Source organism: Peribacillus muralis, assembly GCF_001439925.1.
Taxonomy (GTDB): Bacteria; Bacillota; Bacilli; order Bacillales; family DSM-1321; genus Peribacillus; species Peribacillus muralis.
The window spans coordinates 217530-243033 of record NZ_LMBV01000003.1; the positions used below are offsets into that span (position 1 = coordinate 217530).

Consider the following 25504-nt stretch of genomic DNA (forward strand, 5'->3'; position numbering starts at 1 on the left):
TTTATAGTACATATTAAGCAGCAAGGTGGAGCTGAAACAAGGTTGCTCCGGACGGCCGAGATTTTACTTTGCGCATTTGTTCGGAGAAGGATCAGGTTAAAAAAAACGTCCTTTTTTTAAAGGTTGGTTCATTAATATCCTTTACACTATTTGATGCATAAAAATTGTATAAAAAAAAGATGAATGCTGTTGGCAATCATCCTCGTTTTTTACACGTATACAGATTAAATTCGGGACGGCGCTAAGGTTAGCCGCCAATGAATGACATCTCGATTTTTTCCTGTCCTTTCACCGTTCCCGCTGCCCGCTCATCTGAATATCGGTCATCTCTATTGTTCCACAATGAGATGATTAAATTGGTCAATTCCCCATCCGCCATGTCAGACCGGAGCATCGATTTCAAATCGTGGCCCTTTCCATTGAACAGGCATGTATATAGACTTCCATTGGCAGATAGACGTGCCCGAGTGCAACTGGAACAAAAAGACTCCGAAACGGATGTAATGAAGCCCACTTCTGTCATCGTCCCCTTGTAACGGTAGCGTTTTGCGACTTCTCCATAATAATCTTCTGCCACAGGCTCCAGATCGAATTCCGTTTGGAGCAACGCATGCAACTCTTTTTTTGTCATGACATTCTTCAACTGCCAGCCGTTTGTATGTCCAACGTCCATGAATTCTATAAACCGTAATGATATATCGGTTTCTTTACAAAAATGGGCCATAGGAAGAATCTGAGCTTCATTTGTTCCTTTTTTCACTACCATATTCACTTTAACGCCAAGGCCGGCCTCTTTGGCAGCTGTTATCCCTTCAATAACTGGCTTTATCCCAATATCCCTGCCATTCATCTGCTTAAACAAATTATCATCGAGGCTATCCAAGCTAATATTCACCCGCTGTAAACCAGCTGCCTTCAAATTCTTGGCATGTTTTTTCAAATATACGCCATTCGTCGTCAATCCAAGGTCCTCTATCCCTTCTATTTTGACGAGCTCTGCTATCAGTGTGGTAAGATTCTTCCGCAACAGTGGTTCTCCACCGGTCAATCTGAGCTTTTTAACCCCTAAGTCAGCAAATATCTTTGAAAGCCTTACGATTTCTTCATAAGACAAGAGCTCACTTTTAGGCAAGAACTGAAAATCTTCATCAAAAATTTCTGCCGGCATGCAATATTGACAGCGGAAGTTACACCGATCGATGACGGAAATCCTTAAATCCCTCAGTGGCCTGTCCAATGAATCTTTTATATGTCTGTTCAATTAACCACTCCTAACCGAGGCGTATCAGAAAAAACCAGACCACAAACATTTCGCCTTATAAAGGCTTCACTGTTGTGTGACTGGTTTCCCGTTATTCCTTGGTAATTATTTAATTCCCAATGCGATCTTGGCATATCTCGACATTCTGTCTTTGGACCATGGTGGACTCCAGACTATCTTCACATCTGTTTCCTTGACTTCTGGAATATCTTCCAGAACCAGTTTCACTTGATCTACAATCGTCCCAGCTAGCGGACAACCCATTGAAGTCAATGTCATTGTCACTGTAGTCAGACCTGCTTCGTCCATATCCACATCATACACCAAGCCTAAATTCACGATATCTATTCCAAGCTCCGGGTCAATGACCTGCTCCAAAGCTCCTAAAATAATGTCTTTTGTATCTTGATCCACTTCAATCGCTCCTTCTATGAAGAATTTTTTTATATAATCGGTTTCATCGTAATTTGTCCGATTTAGACTTTATACTATGTCTGTATTAGAATCATAACAGATTTTGCGTGAGTACTTAAGCTTTTTGCACAGTTGACAGCAAATGTTTCTCAAACCAGCCTGCCGTTTTAAGCACGCCTTCCCTGCTGACCTTATGGCCCGCCTTAGGATCGAGGATGAATTCGATTTTTTCATCTGCCTCATCGTATCCAGGTTTGACTCCTTCATAAAATCGATAGGCATTCTGATAAGGTACGATCGGATCTTTAGCTCCATGCCAAAAAAGAAGCGGACGATTGGCAAGCCTATCTTGATTCAGGCTTAAGTCATATGGTCTGAGTTGCTCAATCACTTTGCCGACTTCCTCATCCGTTACAGGAAAATGCAATTTCCTTTTCTTAATCTCTTCCATTTGCAACTCTGCATATGCGACATATGACGGATTTCCCATTAGACTGACTCCAGCCGTTATCCATTCATAAGCGGCAAGCGCCCCATTCGTCACGATTCCCCCCATAGATGTACCGGCTACGCCAATTCTGTCGGGATCAATTAATTTTCTTGATAATAAGTCATCCTTCAGCAAAGATAATTCCTTTATTGTCTGTAATACCATTTCCCAAAAAAGGGGCATCATTTCTCCATCACTTAAACGAGAATCCCTGTCCCCATGATGGATCACATCGGGAAGAAGCACACGGAACCCCTTTTCAGCCAATAAATAAGCATAGTGTAGATTATGTTCTTTTGCACTTTGAAAACCATGTATAAATATAACAAGCGGCAATTCCTGATGGAATGTGGTCTGATCACTCAAGTGTAAAACTGGAATTTGTCCTATTCGTTCTTTTTCAATTATTATCAAGTTAACCCCTCCGAATATTTTCCCTAAAATGATTCAAGATGTCACTAATAAATCCTGTACTTCGCTCTAAGTATTATAATCCTGGATATAGTAATATCATACAGCAATGCATAAAGAATGAAAAAGATTTACATTTGTTTTAAACTAGACTTAACAATATTTGCATATAATGAAATCTAAAAGAACAGAAGGTGTGTACATGGCTGAGAAACATTTGATCGTATTGGATCTTGATGGTACTTTACTTACTGATAAAAAAACCATTTCTACAAGGACTAAACAAACACTGCTCAACCTAAAAGAAGCTGGGCACGAAATCATGATCGCCACCGGTCGTCCGTTTCGTTCAAGCGAACTGTATTACCGTGAATTGGGCTTGACTACACCAATCGTCAATTTCAATGGGGCTTTCGTGCATCATCCATTACAGACAAGCTGGGGGGTGTATCACTCTCCGCTCGATATAAGTGTTGCAAAGGAAATAGTGGATGCTTGTGATAAATTTAAATACCATAACATCATTGCCGAAGTCCGTGATGACGTCTACGTCCATCACCATGATCAGAAATTAATGGACATGTTCAATATAGGGAATCCAAACATGAAGACTGGTGACTTGCGTAATTTCCTTCAGGATTCACCTACATCGATGCTCATTCATACAGATAGTGAATATGTGGGCCAAATTCGTCAGCATTTATCAGACGTTCATGCAGAATTGGTCGATCATCGCCGCTGGGCAGAGCCTTTCCATATCATCGAAATCATTAAGAGCGGATTAAGTAAAGCCGTCGGTCTAAAACGGGTATCCAACTATCTGGAAATCCCTCGAGACCGAATCATTGCATTCGGGGATGAAGATAATGATTTGGAAATGCTTGATTACGCAGGAACCGGAGTTGCTATGGGAAATGCCATCTCACCAGTAAAAACGGTGGCAAATATGACGACATTGTCGAATGAAGAGGATGGGATAGCTGTCTTTCTTGAAGAAAAATTTAATATAAAATCCTGATACGACATTTTTTACCTTCATAAAATCTCCTATCGAAGCCAAACTAATATCGACAACGAATTTGTTTCTGTTGTCGACAACGCTCAGAATCGGAGGAGATAAGCATGGGTAGTAAATCTAAACGATTTGTACAGCAGGGCAAAGAAAGTGTTGCCAAGCATGCCGAAAGAATTCCTTATCACACCACGTTTGAACAAGCTGAAAAAGACAGGTTGAGAATTATGTCTGAACAAAGCTATGGTGGCTTCTAATGGGAAACAAATTATTCCAGAAAGCTAGAGAATTTGTTGAAGAAGCCCTCCACTCTGAGCATGATGGTGACCAGCACAAAACCGAGGAAATCGCTAAAAATGCTCTTTCATCTGCCTTTGCAAACACGACCGAGGCCGAGAAAGAACAACTGCGTGAATTCCAGGAAGAGTTGGAAAACCACTCGAAATAAAGCAAAAGCCTCCAGGTTTACTGGAGGCTTTTGCTTTTACCTTTAATTATTAGTACTACGTGCCTTTCCGCCCTTTACTCCGATTTCCTGATAAAATTTCTTGCCATGCGATTCGGAAGTGGCTTCTCCACCCTTCTGGCCAATTTCCTGATAAAAGTGCTTATCATGATTATTGGATGTCGCTTTGCCGCCCTTTTGACCAATTTCCTTAAAAAAATCCTTGTCGTGATTTTTTGAAGTGGCTTCCCCGCCTTTACGTCCTGCTTCCTGTCTCGTCATTTTTTCATCGTTAGCCATTTTCATCACTCCTTCGGTAGATTGTTGAATTGGCGCTACACTATAAGAATTAACCGCTTTGTACAAGCAGTAAACGAGAAACGCCTATATATCCCCATTTGTAACAGAAGTGTAATGGTCTTAATGTTTGCCGTTACTTTTCATTCCCTTCTGAATGTGCCAACGATGCCTGAGGTTTCAATAATGTTTGTGAACGCATGTGGATCGACTTCTTTAATGATCCGTTCCAAGTCATACAGTTCATACCTTGTAATGACAATCAATAACATTTCTTTGTTTTCATTAGTAAATGCCCCTTTAGCTGGAACCCTTGTAATTCCGCGGACCAGCTTGGCGTGGATGGCCTGTTTAAGCTCTTCGCTTTTCTTTGTAATGATCATGGCTGTTAGCTTTTCATGGCGTGTATGTATCGCGTCCACAACACGAGTCGAAGTGTATAGAGTAACAAGTGTATACAAGGCTTTTTCAGGCCCGTATACAGCTCCCGCAGTCACGATGATCACACCATTAAGCAGGAATAAATATGTACCTACAGGTTTATCCTTCTTCCTTGATAAAAGCATGGCAATAATATCCATACCACCTGTCGATGCGCCGTACTTCAATGTGATCCCTACACCTACTGCAGCTATGACTCCGCCAAACACGGCGTTCAATAATATGTCAGGTGACCACCGGGTAATGGGGATCACTTCCATGAAGAGTGTCATCAAGGCAACACTGAGAAAACTATAAAAGGTAAATGACTTTCCAACTTTTCGCCAAGCGATGATGGTTACAGGAATATTCAATAATAGCAATAGTATCCCTGTCGAAACATTAAACGGAGCAAAGGAGCCTATCATACGTGATAGAAGCTGCGCCACCCCTGTAAAGCCACTTGCATAAACATTTGCCGGTATTAGAAAAAAGTTCATCGCAATTGCATTTAAAAATGCCCCGACCACAACTATGATGATTTTTTTGAATTCACCACTATACATCCTAAAAACCTCCATTTCACCCTTATCCTATTATCTTTGTACCCTTAATTTTTTATTCTAATTATGTAGAGATTGAAATTTTGTGGTTACGTGCTACACTAAAAAGTGAAGTGACCACTAATTCACTAAAAAATGTAAAAAGGAAGCAGGTGTATTATGGCTATCACAATACTTGCAGATAGTGCATGTGATTTGCCGTTGTCTTTCTATAAGGAAAACAATGTTTCATTAATCCCTTTACAAGTTCATCTTGACGGGGAAAATTATGAAGATTTGCTTACCATTGATTCTCACGAAGTCTATCAGGCGATGATTGACGGAAAAGCCCCGAAAACATCGCAAGCTTCCCCAGAATATTTAATAGAACTTTTTAGACAATTTGCCAAGGAGGACAAACAAGGGATTTATATTGCTTTTTCCTCTGAGTTATCCGGGACTTATCAAACCGCTGTGATGATTCTTAATCAGGTGAAAGAAGAATACCCCGACCTTGATATTGAAATCGTCAACACAAAATGCGCTTCGATGGGTGTCGGCTTAATCGTTAAAAAAGCGGCTGAATTAGCAGCAAGCGGCGCTTCTAAAGAAGCTATTTTAGCTGACATCGAATTCCGCACCCATCATATGGAGCATCTGTTCACGGTGGATAACCTTGAATATTTAGCACGTGGAGGGCGTATCTCCAAAACTTCTGCCCTTGTTGGTGGATTATTAAACATTAAACCGTTATTACACGTAGAAGATGGGAAACTGGTCCCACTTGAAAAGATTCGCGGCAAAAAGAAATTGATTAAACGTGTCATTGAAGTAATGCATGAAAGAGGCAAAAACTTAACAACCCAAACAATCGCCATCAGTCATGGCGATGATGAAGAAACGGCCTTGGAGTGGAAGGAAGCCATCCAAAATGAATTCGGGACGGTCAATTTCATGATCCACACGATCGGTTCCGTGATCGGGGCACATGCGGGTCCTGGTACAATTGCCCTCTTCTTCTTAAACGATACCCCTGAGAAATCATAAACATACATACTTCCTTCCATCATTGTGAACTATATATATGATCATGATTATGGAAGGGAGTTTTCATTATGTCCAAAACGAAAGATAACAATAAAAGACCGAAAGACAATCAAGCGATCAATGCGGAAAAAAATATCGCTTATGAGGAAAACCTCGCTGCAGGTAAACACACCTATTCGAAGAAAACGGACCATAAATGAAGCGAGGGGCTTGTCCTCTCGCTTTTTTATTCTGCAGTCACCTATTCACCATAGTGTTAATATGGTTGTCTTCCTTACACACTTTCTCTATAATAAAGGAAATAAACCCTGCTGGAGGTAAGTGATGGCAAAGGAAAATTCATTTGATATTGTATCCAAAGTAGACTTTTCAGAAGTAACGAATGCAGTGACCATGGCTATGAAAGAAATTCAGACCCGCTATGATTTTAAAGGTAGCATAAGCAGCGTCACCATTGAAAAAGAAGACCTCATTTTAGTGTCCGACGATGAGTATAAGCTGGAACAGCTGAAGGATGTCCTCATTAGTAAACTCATTAAACGTGACGTGCCCATCAAGAACCTGGACTATGGTAAGTTAGAAGGTGCTTCTGGCGGAACTGTTCGCCAACGGGCCAAGCTAATTCAAGGCATTGATAAAGAACAAGCCAAAAAAATCAACACGATCATCAAAAATAGCGGCCTTAAAGTAAAAAGCCAAATTCAAGATGACCAAATTCGTGTTACCGGAAAAAACAGGGATGACTTGCAAGGGATCATCTCCGCAATTAGAGGCGCCGATCTCTCGATTGACGTTCAATTTTTGAATTACCGATGATATACAGAAAGACCTTACCGGTTTAGGTGGGTCTTTTTTTTGTCCTCGCTTATACGCTTCGCCTTCTTCCCCCGGAATGAATCTGCTTCATTGAACATGGTAAGACTAAGGATGTGCAATCTTGAAATTCAGAAATCTACGCTAATCCCATTTTGGTTTATTTTACCATGTTTTCTTTTTGCAACAATAAGGAATAGAAATAGTGTAGATCATTAAACAGGAGGCGGTTTTACATTGACTAATCAAAGCGAAAGCAAACAAGGATTTCCCCCTCAACATCAGCAACACCAACCTGGCTTGGAAACAAAAATGGAACCAAACCCGGAATCGGTTAAATCCGCTTATAAAGGAAGCGGCAAATTGAAAGGGAAAACGGCAATCATTACAGGCGGTGATAGCGGTATCGGCAAATCAGTGGCCATCTACTATGCAAAAGAAGGAGCGAATGTCACAGTCGCGTACTTGGATGAACACGAGGATGCCGAACAAACGAAAAAGTTGATTGAAAATGAAGGACAGAAATGCTTACTCCTTGCCGGTGATATCGGCGATGAGGCATTCTGTCAGGATATCGTCAAAAAAACGGTAGCTGAATTCGGAGGTTTGGATATTCTCGTGAACAATGCCGCGGAGCAGCATGTACAAACAAGTATCCTTGAAATTTCTGCAGAGCAATTGGAAAAAACGTTCCGCACAAATATCTTTTCGATGTTCCATTTAACAAAGGCTGCGCTAAGGCATCTTAAAAAAGGCAGCAGCATCATCAATACAACCTCTATCACCGCCTATCAGGGCAATCCAAAATTAATCGATTACTCGTCTACAAAAGGTGCCATTTTAGCTTTTACAAGAGCTCTTTCAAACTCCATTTTAAAAGATGGCATCAGAGTGAACGGTGTTGCACCAGGGCCGATTTGGACGCCTCTGATTCCTGCCTCATTCGGTGAAGAAGATGTTGCCAAATTCGGGCAGGATACGCCAATGGGCCGTGCCGGACAGCCAGAGGAGTTAGCTCCAGCTTATGTCTATTTGGCAAGTGACGATTCATCCTATGTCAGTGGACAAGTCATTCATGTAAACGGCGGAACTGTTGTAAACGGGTAAAGCATGAACTTCAATTGCAGTGGATTTAAATCCACTGCTTTTTCTTTTTTATGCAGGATACTGTCTGTCTCCCCCTAGGAATTTAATTATGGCAAGGAGTGAAACGGATATGAACAACATTGTCGATCCTCCCTCGTTCACCGTTTAGGAAATGGACGTCAGCCCATTTGCCATAAGTGAATATGGACATTGGGAGAAGGTGCCCCTCCTTTTAATAATTCATGGCCGCCATCGCGCCTTGCTTGATCGATCTGCAAGAGTGCCTTTCTACGAATTGATGTGGAATGATGGCAGCCATCGGAGCATCTCCAGTTTGCAGCATTTGAACGATACCCTTGGCCGCCTGAAAGCCTAAAGCAAAAATATCAATATCCATAGATGTCAAGGCTGGTAAGGATAATTCAGAGAAAAGCACATTATTGAAGCTGACGATGGACATTTCTTCCGGGGTGCGAATACCAAATTCACGAAGAGATTGCACGACACCAAGTGCCATAAGGTCATCACTGACCACCAAAGCTGTTGGGGGTTCATCAATGGATAGCAGTTTTTTCGCCGCAGCTTGTCCACCTTCATGCAAAAACTCATCATGTAAGGTATATTCATTCCTGGGCGTGATACCAGCCCTATTCAGCGCTCTTTGGAATCCTGTTAATCGATCGAGTGTCATCACCAGGTTCAAATCTCCTCCGATGAATCCGATCTTTTCATGCCCATGCTGAATGAGGTAATTCGTTGCCTGATCGGCGGCTAGAACATTATCATTATCGACATACATGATTTCCTCAATAAAATCATACGGTTTCCCAATCATGACAAAGGGAAAGCCCCTTTCTCTCAAGTAGGTCAGAATATTATCGTTCACCCTTGAATACATCAAAATGATACCATCCACCATTCCGCCCTGCACCATTTTTACGACTCCATCGTAGATTTCGCCTTCAGTTTTCCCTGTACTCAGCAATAATGAATACTGATTTTCCTGGGCCCCTTCACTAAGTCCTTGCAAAATCCTCGAAAAAAAAGGGTTTTGATAACACCCAATCGAGGAACTTGGTAGGACCAAGCCAATAATTTTGGTTGACTGATTAGCCAGGCTACGTGCAATGAAGTTCGGATGGTATCCTAATTTTTCCATCGCCTTTCGTACCCGTAACTTTGTTTTTTCACTTATCCTAGGATTATTTGCAATCACCCGGGAAACTGTTGATGGAGCAACATTTGCCAGCTGTGCCACATCTTTTATCGTGATCGCCATGCATTCCCCTCTCCCCTCTTTAGCCATAATTGAATGAATACCATCCACATTCCATTTTTTATATTTATACATTTATATGTATCCATAATACACTCAGTCCAATAGTTATATCTATACTTTTTTTATCGTTTGTCCGTTTTTTTCAGAAAACATTAACTATTTGACCTTTTTATTTTTCACCTTAAAAAAGAAGCTGATAGGGATATCAGCTTCTCAAGGGACGAAAGGGATTATCCAAAGAAAGAAGTCAGACGACTAACCATAAAGGCGCTTTAAGCTTCTAATGTAAATTGATTTTGTTCAATAACGATAAACCCTTGTTTCATAAGGTCGCAAATCAATTACGGATTCTTCGGGACAATCTTCATAGTTGGCAAGTAAAAGTTCCATTTCTCCCCAATATGACAGATCGATTTGATGATGATTCGTACTGAAGTTACATATCACCTTGACTGAATCACCATTCATACTTCTTGTATAAATATAAAGATCGGGATGATCTTCCCATAATAGATCATATTGTCCATAAACAAGGACCTGATGTTTCTTTCTAAGCTCAATCATCTTTTTATAAAAATGGTAAATGGAAGATGGATCATTCTTCTGCTGTTCGACATTAATGGCCCGATAATTAGTGTTTACCTTCATCCAAGGTGTTCCACGAGTGAAACCTCCATTTTCGGCCTCATTCCATTGCATCGGAGTCCTTGAATTATCACGGCCGCTATGCCATATAATGTTCATGATTTCATCATGCGGTCGGCCTTTGGAGGTTTCGATTCGATAGAAGTTTTTCATTCCCACATCATCATAATCGTCAATCGAATCAAATTGGACATTCGTCATGCCTATTTCCTGACCTTGATAAATGAAAGGAGTCCCTTGCATGAAAAAGTATAGAGCCCCAATCATTTTAGCGCTCTCCAACCAATATTGATGATCATTTCCCCATGTGGATACGCTTCTCGGTTGATCATGGTTTTCAAAAAACAAAGCATTCCAGCCTTTGTCTTTCATTCCCGTTTGCCATTTGGTCATGGTACGCTTTAGCCCAATCACATCCACATGGTGATTGTGGCCTCGATTCCAAAGTCCAAGATGCTCAAATTGAAAAATCATATTGAACTTCCCAGTACGTTCCCCTACCCATTCTTCAGCCTGCTCGATCCTGACACCATTAGCCTCCCCGACCGTCATGATGTCATATTTAGAGAAAGTCTCTTCTTTCAGTTCCTGCAGGTAATCAAGGATACCATCCTGATTCGTATGCATTTCAAACGCAGGTACATATTGATGCCAATATGGGTTTGGCATATCCGGCAAGCCTTCTCGCTTATGAATGTGCGTGATTGCATCTATCCTGAAGCCGTCAATCCCTTTATCAAGCCACCAATTGACCATTTCATACAGTGCCTTCCGAACATCAGCATTTTTCCAGTTTAAGTCTGGCTGCTTTTCAGCAAATAGATGTAAATAGTATTGATGTGTACCTTCATCAAATTTCCAGGCACTTCCGGAAAAGATACTTTCCCAATTATTAGGTTCGCTACCGTCCTGTCCATCCCTCCATATATACCAATCACGTTTCGGATTATCGTGGGAAGACCGTGACTCAATGAACCATGGGTGCTCATCACTCGTATGGTTCAAAACAAGATCGAGGATTACCTTCATCCCGCGCTGGTGAGCATCTTTCAATAATAGTTCGATATCTTCGATGGATCCGAACTCCTCCGAAACTGCCTGATAATCACTAATGTCATAGCCATTATCAGCATTGGGAGACTTATAAAATGGACAAATCCAAATAACATCGATCCCTAAATCCTGCAGGTAATCGAGCTTGGAGATTACTCCCTTCAAATCTCCCACTCCATCACCGTTACTATCCATGAAGCTGCGCGGGTATATTTGATAACAAACGGCTTCCTTCCACCAAATCCTATTCATGATGTATCCCCCCGATCCTGTTTTCACATAGCCTTAGGGACAATGTTTTGCAGCCATCTACTATTCGAAAAGTATGTGTGATTATTTTTGTTCAATCCTTTTTGAACGTTTAATGACGAAAGCAATGAATATACCAAAAATGAGAAGAACCAATCCGATAACCAACAGGTAAGGAATATTAATAACTGACTTAGGTGACAGTTTATACACTTCTGTCGTCTCCCTGTCGATTACGATCGTGTAGCTGTTGTCCTTGCTGCGGACCAGATCGCCATTCAGCATCCCCCTCAGCTCGTTATTCTTTTCAAGTTTCTCAGCAGCAATGTTTATCGTTTTGGTTTCAGATGTATTGTTCATAACGACGACCATCGTCTCTTCACCATAAACTCGTTTAAAAACCGCGGTTGCGCCCTTTTCATATAAAAGTTCCATATTCCCCTTCGTCAAAGCCGGATACATGTCTCGAAGATCAGAAAGCTTCGTGATGTATTCCACCAGCTCCTGTTCTGTCTTAAAATTCATCAATTTATGATTGTCCGGGGCAAGATTGCCGTTCAAGGCAATTTCCGATCCGTAAAACACGATAGGCACTCCAGGCATCGTATAAAGATAGGACAACGCCATTTTCCATCTGGAGCCTGGGTTTTCGTTATGATCTGCTGCATCCTTTGTAAAACGGGGCATCTCCTGCGTATCCATGAACAATGCCTGAGGAGCATTGACTCCAAGTTCTGCTTCACTCTTCGCAAAGGCGTCAAACACGGGCTTCAATGCTTTGTCAGGAGCGGAAAAGGCTTCCCTTAACTCATCATTTTGGGGATAGGCCATAAAAGCATCGATGCCCGTCTTCTTGTAGCTTGAAATCAAACCGGCATCCCCCTGTACATCGCCAATTGTATAGAAATTTGATTTTTCTGATTTGACGGCATCCACAAATTCCTTCCAAAAGTCCTTTGCCACGTATTGAACTTTATTTAAACGGTATCCATCAATATCCGTTTCCGTTATCCACCATTTTGCAGCATCAAGTAAATACTGCCTTGTTTCCTCATTGTTTTGATTCAGGTCGGGAAGTCCGTCGACCCAGCTTGTTTCCAGGTCCATTTGATCGCCGTCATCGGAGATTTTCTTTTCTTCATGGAACCAAGCTTTTTTATCGGCTTCATTCAGCCAAGATGAATGAGGCCCCACATTATTGGCCTGAAAATCAAGGATTACTTTCATGTCAAGATTATGTGCCTCATTTACAAGCTTTTTAAATTCTTTCATTGTTCCATAGTGTTGATCCGTTTTATAATTATCCGTCACCCAATCCCCATGATACCCATTGTCTTCATTAGCGAAAATCGGTGAAAGAATGATAGCGGTATACCCCATGTCTTTTAAATAATTCAGTTTCTTCGTGACACCTTCAAAATCCCCACCATTAAACGCAGAAGGGTCATTAACATTCGCATCTCCATTATTATGGATATTGCCATCGAAAAATCGGTCGACCATTATTGAATATACGATTTCATCCGTCCAAGTTCGTTGTTCTTTTTCAGCTGCTCCTACTGGAAAGGCGTAAAAAAGAAGCAACGGAATTAAAGTGAGTAATAACACTCCTTTTCTCATATCCGCTCTCCTCCTAGCTATCTCTTTACGCCTTTAAGATTAGCCTTTTGCCCACTTGACGTCAAATCCAAATTATAAAAAACTTTACACTAAAGGAACAAATTGGAGGTAATGATGAAACAAATTGAAAATGAAACAGATAGGCTGGAAAATCATTCTTTTTTTATCGCCTTTACCGCTTCATCCAACGCCTTTTTTGGTTTAGCTTTTTTGAAGGCTATCTCATTCATGGCAGAATTCATCGGTCCCCAAACTTTTTTCATTTCCGGAATATTCGGCACAGGTTCGGCGTATTGTAATTGTATGCTTAAGGCTTGTGCCCCTTCATTTCCTTTGATTGCTTTATCATTTCTGATCGATTTGTTCGAAGGGAAATCCCCTGTTGCTTCATAGCGTTCGATGGCCTGTTCATCGTTTGTTAAATACTCGACTAATTTTGTAGACCAGTATGGATGTTTTGTGAATGCCGTTACATGCAAGCCGTTGACTTCCATGAACGATTTCACTGGCTTACCATTGGGCAATTTCGGCAATGGCGCCATACCTGTATCCTTTCCTTCTGAAAATGAGTTATCGTCACTCCAGTATGAAGCCAACTTTCCTTGCCTAAACATTTTCTCGATCCTAGCACTGTCGCCTTTGGGGATTAAATCGGCCTTATACCATTTTTGGATGTACGCAGCTGCTTTTCTAGCTCGCTTATCGTTTAATCCAATGTCTGAAGGATCTAAATTCCCATTTATATCCTTAAACACATAACTTCCCATTCCAGCCATCACACCATACGCATCATGGAAGCCACTCCATTCGGCATGGTATCCATAGACGTCACCATTTCTTATTTTCTTCGCGGTTTTATATAAGTCAGTCATCGTTTCAGGAGCCTTGGGCATCAATTTTTTATTGTAAATCAAAACGGACGTGTTAATTGATCTCGGTAATCCGAAGACCTTGTCTTGATACATTTCCGCCTTGATCGACGATTCATTAAAGGCTTTCAAAACATCTTTTTCCACCTTTACTTCCTGGATCAGGCCTTCTTTCACGAGCTTCCCGACTTTTTGATGAGAAAACGTTACGACATCCGGGGCTTTTCCGTTTCCAATTGGTCCATCATGGCGTAGGCGATCATACATTTCTTCCGCAATTCCCAGCTCTTCATACTCAACTTTGATATCATATTCTTTTTCAAACCGTTCAAGCGCCGTCTTTAAGGCCTCCGCTTTACCTTTCTCCTCCCAAATGACCAGTTTTTCCGGCTTCACTTCATTGCCGGCTTCATTGTCGACTTTCTTCTTTACGACTTTATTTTCCGGATCTGAACTGGTTCCACAAGCACTTACACTAACGATCAGGAACATGGACATGAACAAATGAAAAATCTGCTTCTTCACTTTCATTCTCCTTTTTAAAATGTTTATTCTATCATGTCCAAAAGCATCGAATTGTTTACCATCCTGTTTGCCAGTTTAGGAAACCAAATAAATCCCCCTTCGTGAAAGCGATACCAAAGCTATTGTTATCATTATATGAGCGCCTTTAGTTTTTACAACATTTTCCTCTGCGTATTTATTTACTTGTCGTGATGGATAATTTTTGTTATTTTTTAGTTAATAGGTGCTTTTTCACTAATAATTGGGTACATACCCATATTGAAACGAACAGTTAAACTAGGCTAATTTCAACTACTAGATCACTCCTCCAAACATACCCTGTAGTTCCTGTGTCAATTTCACATCCCCTAAATACATTTATAGAATTGGAGTGTTTTTTATGGAATTTTCGTCCGTATATCATAGACCTAATGACAATTTCGCCTATACCATCAACAACGAAACCATACATATACGCCTCCGTACGAAAAGACAAGATATCGCCTCAGTTGGATTGATTTATGGAGATCCTTACATTTCCGATAAGGGACAATGGCTCTATGAGGAAGAGCCGATGAGCTTATCCGGCCGTGATGCTCACCATGATTATTGGCATATTTATGTGAGCCCTCCCTACCGGAGAATCCGCTATGGCTTCAAGGTCAGTTCGGGAGATGAAACGGCCATTTATACCGAAAAGGGCTTTTTCAAAGAAGCTCCAACGGATCCAGGTAGCTATTTTGCCATTCCATATGTACATCACAATGAAGTATTCGGCGCACCCGATTGGGTCAAGGATACAATTTGGTACCAAATTTTCCCTGAACGATTTGCGAACGGCAACCGTGACAACGACCCGGAAGGTGCAAAGCCTTGGGGAAGCGAAGAACCGACGGTGGATAATTTTTTTGGCGGTGACTTTGAAGGGATCATTGAACATTTAGATTATTTGGAAAACTTGGGTATTAACGGGGTTTATTTCACTCCAATTTTCGAGGCCCACTCCAATCACAAGTACGATACGATCGATTACCGAAAAATCGATCCCCAATTCGGAACGAAGGAAACTTTGAAAACACTCGTACAGGAGTGCCACAAGCGTGGTATCCGCGTTATGCTGGATGCCGTTTTTAATCATAGTGGCTACTACTTTCCCCCTTTTCAGGATTTACTCGAGAAGGGAGAGGATTCAAAATATAAGAACTGGTTCCACCCTCACGGTTTTCCTCTTAAAGGAGGGGAGAGGCCCAATTATGAAACTTTCGGCTTTTTTGAATCGATGCCGAAATTGAATACAGCGAATCCGGAGGTGAAGCAATACCTGCTTGAGGTTTCTACCTATTGGATCAAGGAGTTTGACATAGATGCCTGGCGACTGGATGTGGCCAATGAAGTCGACCATCCCTTCTGGCGTGAATTCCGAACAACGGTCAAAGAAATCAAGCCAGACCTTTATATCCTTGGAGAAATCTGGCATGACTCCATGCCTTGGCTGCGCGGTGACGAGTTTGATGCGGTTATGAATTACCCGTTCACCAACCAAGTTTTTCGCCTGGTCGCTTCGCAAACCATCAATGCTCGTGAGTTCACTGAGGAAATGACAGCCATTTATCAAAGCTACCCGACCAATGTTTTTGATGTTACGTTCAATTTGCTCGGGAGTCATGATACACCGCGGATCTTCACCGATTGTGGGGAGGATCTGGACCGAGCCAAACTTATCCACGCCATCCTGCTGACCTTCAATGGCAGCCCCTGCATCTATTATGGAGATGAGATCGGCTTAACCGGCGGCATGGATCCAGGGTGCCGTAAATGCATGATCTGGGATGAAGAAAAACAAAATAGCGAGCTTTTAACCGAAATTAAAGCATTGATTCTGTTACGAAAAGAAGAACGGTTACTGGCCAATGACGGGATGTTCAAATTCCTTGATACGAGCGGAAACGAAAATATTGTTGCCTATATGAAATATAATCAAAGCCGTTCCGTGGTGATCCTCATTAATCCGACCGATGTTTCCCAATCCTTCATCCTCCCTTTTGATTTGAAAGATCGTACAATAACGGATATAAGAACCCAATCAACAATTTCGGGACGGCAAATTAATTTGGGTGGCTATCAATATAAAATTCTTGCCTTCGATCATTGAAGCAAGTAAAACGGGGCTAGGATTATATCCTGCCCCGTTCTTTCATTCAATGATTTGGATGTCATATTGTTTGAACCATACATGGGTTTGTGCCAAGTGGGCCAGTAACTGAGGACCTGACATCAATTGACCGAACCAAGGCACCTTAAATGCGGCACCTTTGGAATCAACAATATCCGTTAGTTTCTGTTTATCAAAGAATTCATGCAGCACCGAATTTTTGTCCTTCAGCAGTTCTTTCAGCCACCCCTGTACACGGTCTGTATATAGAGGGTTATGAGTTTTAGGGTAGGGACTTTTTTTGCGGTACAATACCTCATCAGGCAGCAAGCCTTCCAAAGCCTTTCTCAGTATCCCCTTCTCACGGTTGCCCTCCATTTTCATATCCCAAGGAATGTTCCACGCATATTCGACAAGGCGATGATCGGCAAATGGCACCCGGACCTCCAAGCTCGCTCCCATGCTCATCCGGTCCTTGCGGTCAAGAAGCGTGGTCATGAACCATAATAAATTTACATAAAATAGTTCCCGGCGCTTTGCGGCTACACCGTTTTCGCCATCCAATCTAGGTGTTTCGGCGAGGGTGGTCAAATAAGCTTCCTGTGCATATTCCTCCAGCTTCAGCTTCTCACGCCAGCCCGCCTTCAATAAGGACACTCGCTCATCCGTAGACCTCATCCATGGAAACCCTGCCCGATTCAAATCATCCTCGCGATGAAACCAAGGATAACCGCCGAAAATTTCATCGGCACACTCGCCTGATAGGCCTACAACAAAATCCTGCTTGATTTCCTTGCAAAACCAAAGTAAGGAAGAGTCAACGTCCGCCATGCCTGGGAGATCCCTTACAATCACAGCCTCCGTCAAATGATCCGTTAATTGTTCCTGGGTGATAATCGACGAATGATGAACCGTATTGAAGGTATCGGACATTTTTTTAATCCAATAGCCATCGGAGTTGGGCTGAAAATCATTCGCCTTGAAATAGCGGTCGTTATCTTCGTAATCAATCGAATACGTATGAAGCTGTCCTTTCCCTTCTTTTTGATAGGAGTTGGCTGCAATGGCCGTTATTGCACTTGAATCGAGCCCTCCTGACAGGAAGGTACAAAGCGGAACATCGGATACGAGCTGCCTTGTCACGGCATCCTCGACAAGGTAGCGGACCTTCTCGGCCGTTTCAGCTAAGGTATCTTGATGTTCTTCACTTTTCACATTCCAATAGCGCCAAATCCGGAGTCCCTTTCTTGATAAAGTAAGCGCATGGGCAGGCCTTAATTCGTGAATATTACGGAACACACCGGAACCGGGTTTTCGGGAAGGACCAACACCGAAAACTTCAGACAGTCCTTCGCGGTCAATCTCCGTCTTTACATCCGGGTGAGCTAAAATCGCCTTCAATTCCGACCCAAAAATGAACCCGCCGTTTCGTTCGGCGTAAAATAATGGTTTTACCCCCATCCGATCTCTTGCAACGAATAATTTTTGCTCCTTTTCATCCCATATTGCAAACGCAAAAATCCCATTGAACAAGTCAATGCATTTTTCTTTCCATTCTATATAAGAAGTTAGTAAAACTTCTGTATCAGAATGACCCTTAAAGGAATATCCTTTTAATAATAGCTGTTTACGAATATCTTCGGTATTATATAGCTCCCCATTATAGCTAAGCGTATATCTGCCGTCTTGTTGATTTTTCGTCATCGGCTGTTTTCCGCCTTCCGCATCAACAACCGTTAACCGTTTATGGCCAAAGGCAACATGGGCTTCGCTCCAGACATTATCCTCGTCAGGCCCCCGCTTTGCCAAAGTTTTCGTCATGCTTTCCAATGTTTTCGTTTCAGCCCGTAAATCTTTTTGAAAATGCACCCAGCCTGTTATCCCACACATTTTACACTTCATCCTTTCCATCGGGACTATTACAGAATATTGGCTCCTGTCTTAAAAAGATTTACCGTCCCTTATTTCCAAATTCGAAGACATGCACAGAAAAGTTTACGTATCGTTCTGCATCATTCGTAGGATCCCTGCCCTCAAACCGCCCCTGAGTGATTACGAAGCATTGAGCAAAGCATCCCGTGTTTAAACATAGCCTATGCAAAGACGGAGAGATGGTTATTTGTCCATAATATTTTAAAATATACCGTTATATTTTCATTGGATTTTGACTAAAAAGTAGGTGAGGATTCCACTATTGGAGGTATATGTATGAGTCAGCAACAACGAACCAAACTAATGAACAGGCAAACGAGAGCTTTTACCGAAGGAACAGTGGAAAATATCAATCAACAATGGATTTTTTTCGATGATGAAACAGATGAGGCCTGCTCCATCGAAGACCATGTTGATAGCGTCATCGAAGTATACAGGGGTGGGCGTTGGCAGCAAGGAGTCGTCGAGGAAGAAGGGAAAATCCTGCTTCACCGGGAAATCACCTTCTTAAGGGAAAATGAGCCCATTCGGATTCGCAAAAAGCTGCTCTACTCTTTTGAACGCTTATTGGAAGAATTGAACGACGATTCATTTTTCCAATTTGTAACGACATTGAATTCACTTGATTTTTCAATATATGATTGTATATATAGCTATAACCAGCTCACTTTTTTAAGGGCAGTCCCTAACCAGTCAGGCGTGAACTTCTTCACCTTCGATAACGAGAGCCAAATATGTCTCGTTCAGCATCACTTTTCTTATGGGAAAAAGGATCACGATCGTTTTGAATTCACCTTGAATACTGGAAAAAGAATCATCATTGAAAAAGTGAATTCACAATAGATAGTAAAAAAAGCGGGTAAATGAGATATCCTCACTTACCCGTTTTTCATTTATTTAAAAATATACAACCCTTGTGGCAGCGATAGTCCTAAATAAATGACGAAGACAAGCGCTACGATGAACAATATCCACATGGCACTTATGCTTTTTCCTTTTTTCGTACGAACCAACACCATTTCCATGGCCGCAATCACGATGATTCCAACAATCATTTTTACGGCGTAAGCACCAAAATCAGTGATCAGCATGCCGCCCGTAATGAAAATCAATAGATAAAACAACCGTGTTATCATATGTAGCATTTTCGCTTTCGGTTTTCCACCTTTAAGCATCGAATATGTGACGAAGAAAAGAATGATTCCGATAACCCAAGCCGTAATATGCATATGTGTCATTTTTTTGCCCCCTCGTTCAGTTTCCCTTTCATCATATCATAGGGTTTTACATAAAAACAAAGCTAAGGTTGCATTTACATTGGTTAAAATCAACAATTTGATGAACATCATTTATATTTTTTCTAAACTAATTCCTACCTCTTCATAACTGGTTTTTTCCCATATGTAACAACACGCCATACGTACTCAACCGGTCCGTATTTATACAGGCTCATCCATAAGATGGATAGCAGGATTTGCAGACAAAACAAAGCCTGCAGGAAAATGAACCCTGTCGTGTAAGAAACGGATCCGTATAAACCAAGGCCATATGAATAAAAAATCGTTGTAGAGACGATCGATTGGAATAAATAATTACTCATTGACATCCTGCCAACATAGGAAAGGGGCATTAACAGTCGACATGCTCCAATTTTTCCTGCAAGTAGCGTGATGGCTGTAATATAAAATACTGTCAGTAACGGTCCGCCAAAATAATCCTGCACGAACATCGTTCCAAAATCGAATGTCCCAACATATGGAAGACACTTTATCATCAGGCCCAATAGCAGGCTTACGATCATGATTACCTTCAATTTCTTCCTATATGGGATCGGGTTTTGCAAATACCCTTGTTTAGCGACCCCAGCCCCGATCAAGAAAAACGGAAATATGGATAAAAAAAGAATTCCGGCATTAACAAGGTTATTCACCATATACCAATCTAGTGCCCTCTGTTTCATGATTTCCAGGAAAGTGCCAGTTTGATAAACTTCAACAGAACGTTCCATCATCTTCGAATCTTTCGTTATCGCAATCCCCTCGTTATCGATGCTGCCCATAACCAGGAAAAGCGCACCCAATATGGCAAAGGGAAGAACATAACATACCAACCCTAGCAAAATTAACGTTTTACCCTTCATCTTATAAAAAAACAATAATGCAAACCCAAACATAGCATAATTAATAAGGATATCCCCATGCCAGATGAAAAAAGCATGCATGCATCCAAGTGCCAGCAGGAAAGATAGCCTTTTTGAAAACAGGAAAGGAAAGGCTATTCCCTTCTCTTCACTTCTGATAGCCAGGATGATCGCACCGAAGCCGAATAGAAACGCAAATAACGGATAAAAACTGGCTTGCGCCACAACATCACTGAACCTGTACAAAATCCCGTCCCAACCCCTGGACCATGGTCTAGCAGCGTCCATGTACAAGAGGGGGGAGTGGAAGGAAGGCATATTCACTAAAAAAATCCCTAGAATGGCCAACCCTCGTAATATGTCTATGCTTGCAAGCCGCCTATTATCCTGCAATGGTATCATCGTGCCTTTCATCGGTTCACCCTCTTTAATCCACAGGATTTCACACTGCTTTCATAGCCTCACTGCATCATCTTTAACTACTGAATCCGATTTTTGCCTTTTAATCAGGATGACGAACAAGCTACCCAATAAGCAAAAGATCCCTGCAAGGAAAAATGCCCATGTATAGGAATTGAAAATCTTGAAGATCAGCCCCCCGCCGTACGCCGCCACTGCTGCACCGGCCTGATGTGAAGAAAATATCCAACCGTGAACAATCCCGCTTTTTTCCACCCCAAAGACTTGCCTAGAAATGCTGATGGTCGGGGGAACCGTCGCTATCCAATCCAACCCGTAAAATACGGAGAAGATGATCAACAAGGTGATCGTACCTTCCTTCAGCGCAAAAGGAAGCAATACGAGGGAAGCTCCCCTTAGACCATAATACCAAAACAACAGCCAGCGATTATCAAAACGATCGGATAACCACCCGGATACAGTCGTCCCAATCAGATCAAAGATGCCCATGAAGGATAATAAAGACGCTGCCGTGACGACCGGCAAGCCAAAACTGATGCAGTAAGAAATGAAATGTGTCCCGATTAACCCATTCGTCGACAGTCCACATATGAAAAAGCTTCCAGCCAGTAACCAGAATTCCTTTACTCTCACCGCTTCATTCAGTGACCGAAAAGCCATGCCAATGGGGTTCTTCTTCTGAACTGCAGCCGACTCCTGGATTTCTTCTTCCGCTCCATACGGAAGGACGCCAACTTCCTTCGGTGTATTTTTCATGAATAACAGGATGATTATCAGCATGACAAAACTAAGGACCATGATTAAACCAATCGCCCATTTAAACGAGTAGTTCTCTATGATGATGGCTAAAACCGGAAGCAAAATAAGCTGACCTGTAGCCGTACTTGCTGTTAATATCCCTACTGCCAGCCCCCGCCGCTTATCGAACCAACGATTCGCCACATATGGGCTCAATACCGTCAAAAACACGCCACAACCCAATCCGATGATAATACCCCAGATTAGCATCAGCTGCCACTCATGCTTCATGAAAAAAGTGAGGAAAATACCTGCCAATAAAGTGGACATGCCCAATACCATCATTTTCTTTATTCCAAACACTTCAATCAAGGCAGCCATGAAGGGACCCGACAATCCATAAAGAAAAAGACTAATGGCAAATGCTAAAGAAATGACGGACCGGTCCCATCCAAACTCATTTTCCAATGGTACGATGAATACGCCGGATGATGACCTAACGATTCCCGCTACAATAATCGAAAAGAATGTGATAGCCAAAATGAACCAGCTATAATGAATTCGTCTCAATGCCCTCCCCCAATCCTAAAACGTTTCGCCATGAATAAAAAGAAAATTCCGGTAATATGAAACCTCTTATAATCGTAACACTTTATCGTCAAACCGGGAGCCCCTTATCGAAATCACTACTAAAAAAACTAAAATAGATCATTTCTCATATAAACCTGGTTTTATCAAAACACCTGATTATCTTTTTCCAGGGACAAAGGGAGCTACCAGATAAGTCCCCTTACCAGCTTACATTTCCCTAGACATATAGCTTCATAGCGTGCGGGCAAGCAACACCGTTAACGAGCCTTATTCGATGAACCCTTTCGGCCTTCCATCCGATTTGTACGACTTGCCATTCTTCCAATAAAATATTTCGTTTTTTTCATTTTTGATTACAACACTGAAATGAACCATTCTCTTTATTGCTTCAAATCCTACATGTATTAAAGTTATATCCTATTTATATGGAGTATTACCATTTTCACTTTATAACGAACAATCACATCGATCCTGGGTAAACATACAATACGGTGATACTCCCTTCAGGAGCAGGTAAATCACCTGTCCCAGGGAAAAACCGAATAAAAAGGGTGATTTTCTTGCCAGCCATAGTAGGAATCGTTCAAGTCATCAACGTCGGTAGCAGTGGAATTGTCCATATTGGTGACGTCTTTAAAATAAATCCATATTCCACTTCAAAAACGTTTGCAGGTGCTGGCTCGTTTAATACAGGTGAATCCATATCACTTTATAATGCCTACAGCACCACAAATACAAATGATACAGATGGTGTTGATCAGCCAATGGTCTTAAATCTCTAATGTGTTTAAGAAAGGAGTCAGCATGATTTTCAATATACACCAGACCATCCAAATCAATATGATAAAAATTGAAAGCATCGCCAATTCATCCGTTTTCCAAATCGGAAGTGCCGGAGTGATTAAACCCTATTCCACATTAGCCAATACCGGTGGATTCACTGAGCCTGCTCCGGAAATTGAAGCTGATGTAATTCCATTGACAAGCTTCGTCCCATTTACACCTCCTAGTTCATAGGCATTCACCTACCAAAAACTTTTTCATATACTGTCATATATGAAAATATCACTTGGTGAAGGTGAGGTGTTGAATCGTGAATCAGGATCTTTATTCGTACTCGTTACAAATGCAGCGTTTTCTAGAAGCCCAGAATAAGCGGATCATGAAACTTGAGCACGAACTCAAACGCCTGACAGACGAAGTTGCCGAGCTGAAAAATAAGCCGCCAATCCATGTTGATAAAATTGAATATAAATTTGATCAATTAAAAGTCGAGTCATTGGACGGTACGTTGAATATCGGTTTAAATCCCAATGATTTAAACAACATCGATGAATTCGCCGTTAATAACCAACCAGTTCAGCCTACTCCGAATTTATTCCCTGGCCGGGAAATCGTTGTCCAGGAAATTCATAACGATATTCTTTCAGACTTGGAAAGCATGATCGATGAGGCGGAAACCCAGCTAAAAATATCATTGGAGCCTTCTTATCATGACTTCGTTAAACAGGACGTCGAACGTCAGCTCCATCAACGGATCAATATGTATTACGATAACCTTTCTTACCCCGAACGTGCACCACAGCAGCGTGATAATGTAAAGGAAAAGGTCAGGGAAAAGGTCAAATCCGATATTCAAGCGGCCTTGTTTCAGTTCATCACCCACTCACAAGCCGAAACAGGAGGAAATGCAAATGGAGTTTAATGTAACGAATCACCAACTTTGTGTAGGTGATATAAAAATCACCGGTGTAGCCAGCTCTGCTTTATTTCTCATCGGGGATGTCCAAACGGTCCAATTATCTTCCGCATTCGATACCCCACCTGAATCCCTTATCATCGGACCATTCGTGCCGGTATCCCCGGAAGGGTAACCAACATGTTTTCTAGAATATCAAAAGTGAAATCTCTATTATCCGATACGGTCTCATTCTGTTCCACCATGCAAATCGGGGACACTTCCTATATAGACGGATATGCACTTGCATTAGCCGTTCAAAAGAAAAGTGAAACATTCGGTGCAGTGGACATCCAATTCAGAGACTATGACATTTTTAAAAGGCCCATTTATATCCCCAGATTGTATGAACCCGTTAACACAAGATTTTCAAATCCAAATCCCTTCATACATGTCGGCAATATCAATATAATCGGGATATCGTCCTCATCTGTTGTTGGCGTTGGCAATGTCGGCCATATACGTATGGAATCCAGAGTGAAACACATTCGGCAGGTCCCTAAACAGGCCGAAGACACATCCATTGAGGATTCAACTGAGGATTCAACAAACAATGCTTGATTTTTTTTAGAAGGAGGAGTCATATGCCAGCCATAGTCGGCCCAATTCAAATATTCAATGTAGGGTCAGGAAATCTATTATTCGGTGATGCAGCGGTCATTTCCCCAAAATCTTCCTCCAAATCGGTCACAGGATCAGGTTCAGGGAACACAGGTGCTATCGTCTTTACCGCCAATGGACTGAATGGAAGCAATGTGCTTGATATCAATGGGATTGACCAGCCTATTACGGGGAATAATTAACGAAGGAAATACCACCCGCTTTTAATATGTACCCTATAGAGTAGACATGAAAAAAGTCTATCCTGTAGGGTACATTTGTTTATAATTTTAAAAAAACATCGGATGAACCAGTGAAAAGTTAACGGTTTCTTCACTTTGTGTGTGAAAATGAAGATGAACTTTCTATTGCCTACAGTTTTTGGGATTTGTATCATGACCGTTTCATTGCACTGCAGGCGCTTGCGCCTGCGGGGTCTCACGTAGACACGCATTTCCCGCAGGAGTCTCGCTGCCTTCCGTTTCTTTCCACTCAGNAGTGAAAATGAAGCTAGACTTTCATCGCCCATAGTTTTCTAGAGTTGTACTAAGCCCTTTCCACTGCATGCAGCCGCTCCCTTATCCAGAGGCGGTCCGTGAGCCTCCTCGACGTTTCTGCCTGCGGGGTTTCACGTAGACGCACATTTCCCGCAGGAGTCTCGCTGCCTTCCGTTTCTTTCCACTCAGTGTGAATACAAAAGTTAGATTCTANTTGCCTACAGATTTCGTTGGTGTAT

Annotated in this window: 27 protein-coding genes and 1 pseudogene; 15 read left to right on the forward strand and 13 right to left on the reverse strand. The window is 41.8% G+C overall.

Annotated features, from left to right (window positions below; genetic code table 11):
• Positions 1–247: 247 nt before the first annotated feature.
• From moaA to ASU00_RS05585, 3 genes are all read right to left on the reverse strand, one after another.
• Entirely contained in the window at positions 248–1261 is a 1014-nt protein-coding gene (gene moaA / locus ASU00_RS05575) for a GTP 3',8-cyclase MoaA (RefSeq protein ID WP_057912446.1), read from the reverse strand.
• 105 nt (positions 1262–1366) lie between these two features.
• Positions 1367–1675: a metal-sulfur cluster assembly factor gene (locus ASU00_RS05580; protein WP_057912447.1), complete on the reverse strand. Its 309-nt coding sequence runs from the start codon at positions 1673–1675 to the stop codon at positions 1367–1369.
• Between the two features lie 115 nt (positions 1676–1790).
• Positions 1791–2579 (reverse strand): alpha/beta fold hydrolase, encoded by a 789-nt coding sequence (locus ASU00_RS05585; RefSeq protein ID WP_057912448.1) that lies wholly within the window; start codon positions 2577–2579, stop codon positions 1791–1793.
• Positions 2580–2778: 199 nt separating this feature from the next.
• Between ASU00_RS05585 and ASU00_RS05590 the strand changes: the two genes are divergently transcribed.
• The 3 genes from ASU00_RS05590 to ASU00_RS05600 all read left to right on the forward strand — a co-directional run bounded on the left by ASU00_RS05590 (position 2779) and on the right by ASU00_RS05600 (position 4036).
• Positions 2779–3594 carry a Cof-type HAD-IIB family hydrolase gene (locus ASU00_RS05590; RefSeq protein ID WP_057912449.1) on the forward strand — a complete coding sequence of 272 codons (816 nt, stop codon included), beginning with the start codon at positions 2779–2781 and terminating at the stop codon, positions 3592–3594.
• Positions 3595–3698: 104 nt separating this feature from the next.
• A complete protein-coding gene (locus tag ASU00_RS05595) occupies positions 3699–3845 on the forward strand; it encodes a hypothetical protein (RefSeq protein ID WP_057912450.1) in 147 nt (48 codons plus the stop codon).
• Positions 3845–4036 (forward strand): DUF3813 domain-containing protein, encoded by a 192-nt coding sequence (locus tag ASU00_RS05600; protein WP_057912451.1) that lies wholly within the window; start codon positions 3845–3847, stop codon positions 4034–4036. Before ASU00_RS05595 ends, ASU00_RS05600 begins: the two co-directional genes overlap by 1 nt.
• Before the next feature lie 45 nt (positions 4037–4081).
• Here ASU00_RS05600 and ASU00_RS05605 read toward each other — a convergent pair.
• Positions 4082–4333: pseudogene (locus tag ASU00_RS05605) on the reverse strand (KGG domain-containing protein); the annotation flags it as partial.
• 140 nt (positions 4334–4473) lie between these two features.
• Entirely contained in the window at positions 4474–5316 is an 843-nt protein-coding gene (locus ASU00_RS05610) for a YitT family protein (protein WP_057912453.1), read from the reverse strand.
• Between the two features lie 156 nt (positions 5317–5472).
• On the opposite strand from ASU00_RS05610, the gene ASU00_RS05615 reads away from it, so the two are divergent.
• From ASU00_RS05615 to ASU00_RS05625, 4 genes are all read left to right on the forward strand, one after another.
• Positions 5473–6339: a DegV family protein gene (locus ASU00_RS05615; RefSeq protein WP_057912454.1), complete on the forward strand. Its 867-nt coding sequence runs from the start codon at positions 5473–5475 to the stop codon at positions 6337–6339.
• 68 nt (positions 6340–6407) lie between these two features.
• Positions 6408–6539: a DUF3941 domain-containing protein gene (locus ASU00_RS24355; protein WP_082630163.1), complete on the forward strand. Its 132-nt coding sequence runs from the start codon at positions 6408–6410 to the stop codon at positions 6537–6539.
• A gap of 124 nt (positions 6540–6663) precedes the next feature.
• Entirely contained in the window at positions 6664–7155 is a 492-nt protein-coding gene (locus ASU00_RS05620; RefSeq protein WP_057912455.1) for a YajQ family cyclic di-GMP-binding protein, read from the forward strand.
• Between the two features lie 234 nt (positions 7156–7389).
• The gene (locus ASU00_RS05625; RefSeq protein WP_057912456.1) at positions 7390–8259 is read left to right on the forward strand and encodes an SDR family oxidoreductase; all 870 of its coding nucleotides are present in this window, start codon (positions 7390–7392) and stop codon (positions 8257–8259) included.
• 211 nt (positions 8260–8470) lie between these two features.
• Here ASU00_RS05625 and ASU00_RS05630 read toward each other — a convergent pair whose 3' ends face one another.
• The 4 genes from ASU00_RS05630 to ASU00_RS05645 all read right to left on the reverse strand — a co-directional run bounded on the left by ASU00_RS05630 (position 8471) and on the right by ASU00_RS05645 (position 14478).
• Positions 8471–9517 (reverse strand): LacI family DNA-binding transcriptional regulator, encoded by a 1047-nt coding sequence (locus tag ASU00_RS05630; RefSeq protein ID WP_057912647.1) that lies wholly within the window; start codon positions 9515–9517, stop codon positions 8471–8473.
• Between the two features lie 300 nt (positions 9518–9817).
• Entirely contained in the window at positions 9818–11467 is a 1650-nt protein-coding gene (locus tag ASU00_RS05635) for a glycoside hydrolase family 13 protein (protein ID WP_057912457.1), read from the reverse strand.
• Between the two features lie 81 nt (positions 11468–11548).
• A complete protein-coding gene (locus ASU00_RS05640) occupies positions 11549–13084 on the reverse strand; it encodes an alpha-amylase family glycosyl hydrolase (RefSeq protein WP_057912458.1) in 1536 nt (511 codons plus the stop codon).
• Positions 13085–13236: 152 nt separating this feature from the next.
• Positions 13237–14478 carry an extracellular solute-binding protein gene (locus tag ASU00_RS05645; protein ID WP_082630164.1) on the reverse strand — a complete coding sequence of 414 codons (1242 nt, stop codon included), beginning with the start codon at positions 14476–14478 and terminating at the stop codon, positions 13237–13239.
• Between the two features lie 379 nt (positions 14479–14857).
• Here ASU00_RS05645 and ASU00_RS05650 point away from each other — a divergent pair, with 379 nt between their 5' ends.
• Entirely contained in the window at positions 14858–16609 is a 1752-nt protein-coding gene (locus ASU00_RS05650) for a glycoside hydrolase family 13 protein (RefSeq protein WP_057912460.1), read from the forward strand.
• A 42-nt stretch (positions 16610–16651) separates the two neighbouring features.
• On the opposite strand, the gene asnB is transcribed toward ASU00_RS05650, so the two are convergent.
• Positions 16652–18499 carry an asparagine synthase (glutamine-hydrolyzing) gene (asnB, locus tag ASU00_RS05655; RefSeq protein ID WP_057912461.1) on the reverse strand — a complete coding sequence of 616 codons (1848 nt, stop codon included), beginning with the start codon at positions 18497–18499 and terminating at the stop codon, positions 16652–16654.
• Positions 18500–18817: 318 nt separating this feature from the next.
• Between asnB and ASU00_RS05660 the strand changes: the two genes are divergently transcribed.
• A complete protein-coding gene (locus ASU00_RS05660) occupies positions 18818–19384 on the forward strand; it encodes a DUF2777 domain-containing protein (protein WP_057912462.1) in 567 nt (188 codons plus the stop codon).
• Between the two features lie 50 nt (positions 19385–19434).
• Here the strand turns inward: ASU00_RS05660 and ASU00_RS05665 are convergent, their stop codons facing one another.
• From ASU00_RS05665 to ASU00_RS05675, 3 genes are all read right to left on the reverse strand, one after another.
• The gene (locus ASU00_RS05665; protein WP_057912463.1) at positions 19435–19779 is read right to left on the reverse strand and encodes a YisL family protein; all 345 of its coding nucleotides are present in this window, start codon (positions 19777–19779) and stop codon (positions 19435–19437) included.
• 134 nt (positions 19780–19913) lie between these two features.
• On the reverse strand, positions 19914–21095 hold the full coding sequence (locus ASU00_RS05670; RefSeq protein ID WP_057912464.1) for a DUF418 domain-containing protein: 1182 nt from the start codon (positions 21093–21095) through the stop codon (positions 19914–19916).
• A 39-nt stretch (positions 21096–21134) separates the two neighbouring features.
• Positions 21135–22409 (reverse strand): MFS transporter, encoded by a 1275-nt coding sequence (locus ASU00_RS05675; protein ID WP_057912465.1) that lies wholly within the window; start codon positions 22407–22409, stop codon positions 21135–21137.
• A gap of 581 nt (positions 22410–22990) precedes the next feature.
• On the opposite strand from ASU00_RS05675, the gene ASU00_RS05680 reads away from it, so the two are divergent.
• The 6 genes from ASU00_RS05680 to ASU00_RS05705 all read left to right on the forward strand — a co-directional run bounded on the left by ASU00_RS05680 (position 22991) and on the right by ASU00_RS05705 (position 24971).
• Entirely contained in the window at positions 22991–23212 is a 222-nt protein-coding gene (locus tag ASU00_RS05680; protein WP_057912466.1) for a spore germination protein, read from the forward strand.
• A 22-nt stretch (positions 23213–23234) separates the two neighbouring features.
• On the forward strand, positions 23235–23447 hold the full coding sequence (locus ASU00_RS05685) for a spore germination protein GerPB (protein ID WP_057912467.1): 213 nt from the start codon (positions 23235–23237) through the stop codon (positions 23445–23447).
• A 76-nt stretch (positions 23448–23523) separates the two neighbouring features.
• Positions 23524–24135 carry a spore germination protein GerPC gene (gerPC, locus tag ASU00_RS05690; protein WP_057912468.1) on the forward strand — a complete coding sequence of 204 codons (612 nt, stop codon included), beginning with the start codon at positions 23524–23526 and terminating at the stop codon, positions 24133–24135.
• Complete coding sequence (locus ASU00_RS05695; protein ID WP_057912469.1) at positions 24125–24304, forward strand: hypothetical protein; 180 nt, start codon at positions 24125–24127, stop codon at positions 24302–24304. Before gerPC ends, ASU00_RS05695 begins: the two co-directional genes overlap by 11 nt.
• 5 nt (positions 24305–24309) lie before the next feature.
• Complete coding sequence (locus tag ASU00_RS05700) at positions 24310–24729, forward strand: spore germination protein GerPE (RefSeq protein WP_057912470.1); 420 nt, start codon at positions 24310–24312, stop codon at positions 24727–24729.
• Positions 24730–24752: 23 nt separating this feature from the next.
• The gene (locus tag ASU00_RS05705; protein WP_057912471.1) at positions 24753–24971 is read left to right on the forward strand and encodes a spore germination protein; all 219 of its coding nucleotides are present in this window, start codon (positions 24753–24755) and stop codon (positions 24969–24971) included.
• The last annotated feature ends 533 nt before the right edge of the window (positions 24972–25504 follow it).

Excerpts from the sequence above, each read along its gene's own strand:
- ASU00_RS05610 (WP_057912453.1), bottom strand. The coding sequence starts at position 5,316 with ATGTATAGTGGTGAATTCAAAAAAATCATCATAGTTGTGGTCGGGGCA.
- ASU00_RS05590 (WP_057912449.1), top strand. The coding sequence starts at position 2,779 with ATGGCTGAGAAACATTTGATCGTATTGGATCTTGATGGTACTTTACTT.
- ASU00_RS05705 (WP_057912471.1), top strand. The coding sequence starts at position 24,753 with ATGCCAGCCATAGTCGGCCCAATTCAAATATTCAATGTAGGGTCAGGA.
- ASU00_RS05685 (WP_057912467.1), top strand. The coding sequence starts at position 23,235 with ATGATTTTCAATATACACCAGACCATCCAAATCAATATGATAAAAATT.
- ASU00_RS05665 (WP_057912463.1), bottom strand. The coding sequence starts at position 19,779 with ATGACACATATGCATATTACGGCTTGGGTTATCGGAATCATTCTTTTC.
- ASU00_RS05640 (WP_057912458.1), bottom strand. The coding sequence starts at position 13,084 with ATGAGAAAAGGAGTGTTATTACTCACTTTAATTCCGTTGCTTCTTTTT.
- ASU00_RS05660 (WP_057912462.1), top strand. The coding sequence starts at position 18,818 with ATGAGTCAGCAACAACGAACCAAACTAATGAACAGGCAAACGAGAGCT.
- ASU00_RS05595 (WP_057912450.1), top strand. The coding sequence starts at position 3,699 with ATGGGTAGTAAATCTAAACGATTTGTACAGCAGGGCAAAGAAAGTGTT.
- ASU00_RS05620 (WP_057912455.1), top strand. The coding sequence starts at position 6,664 with ATGGCAAAGGAAAATTCATTTGATATTGTATCCAAAGTAGACTTTTCA.
- ASU00_RS05635 (WP_057912457.1), bottom strand. The coding sequence starts at position 11,467 with ATGAATAGGATTTGGTGGAAGGAAGCCGTTTGTTATCAAATATACCCG.
- ASU00_RS05700 (WP_057912470.1), top strand. The coding sequence starts at position 24,310 with ATGTTTTCTAGAATATCAAAAGTGAAATCTCTATTATCCGATACGGTC.
- ASU00_RS05630 (WP_057912647.1), bottom strand. The coding sequence starts at position 9,517 with ATGGCGATCACGATAAAAGATGTGGCACAGCTGGCAAATGTTGCTCCA.
- ASU00_RS05600 (WP_057912451.1), top strand. The coding sequence starts at position 3,845 with ATGGGAAACAAATTATTCCAGAAAGCTAGAGAATTTGTTGAAGAAGCC.
- ASU00_RS05695 (WP_057912469.1), top strand. The coding sequence starts at position 24,125 with ATGGAGTTTAATGTAACGAATCACCAACTTTGTGTAGGTGATATAAAA.
- ASU00_RS05615 (WP_057912454.1), top strand. The coding sequence starts at position 5,473 with ATGGCTATCACAATACTTGCAGATAGTGCATGTGATTTGCCGTTGTCT.
- ASU00_RS05650 (WP_057912460.1), top strand. The coding sequence starts at position 14,858 with ATGGAATTTTCGTCCGTATATCATAGACCTAATGACAATTTCGCCTAT.
- ASU00_RS24355 (WP_082630163.1), top strand. The coding sequence starts at position 6,408 with ATGTCCAAAACGAAAGATAACAATAAAAGACCGAAAGACAATCAAGCG.
- asnB (WP_057912461.1), bottom strand. The coding sequence starts at position 18,499 with ATGTGTGGGATAACAGGCTGGGTGCATTTTCAAAAAGATTTACGGGCT.
- ASU00_RS05670 (WP_057912464.1), bottom strand. The coding sequence starts at position 21,095 with ATGAAAGGCACGATGATACCATTGCAGGATAATAGGCGGCTTGCAAGC.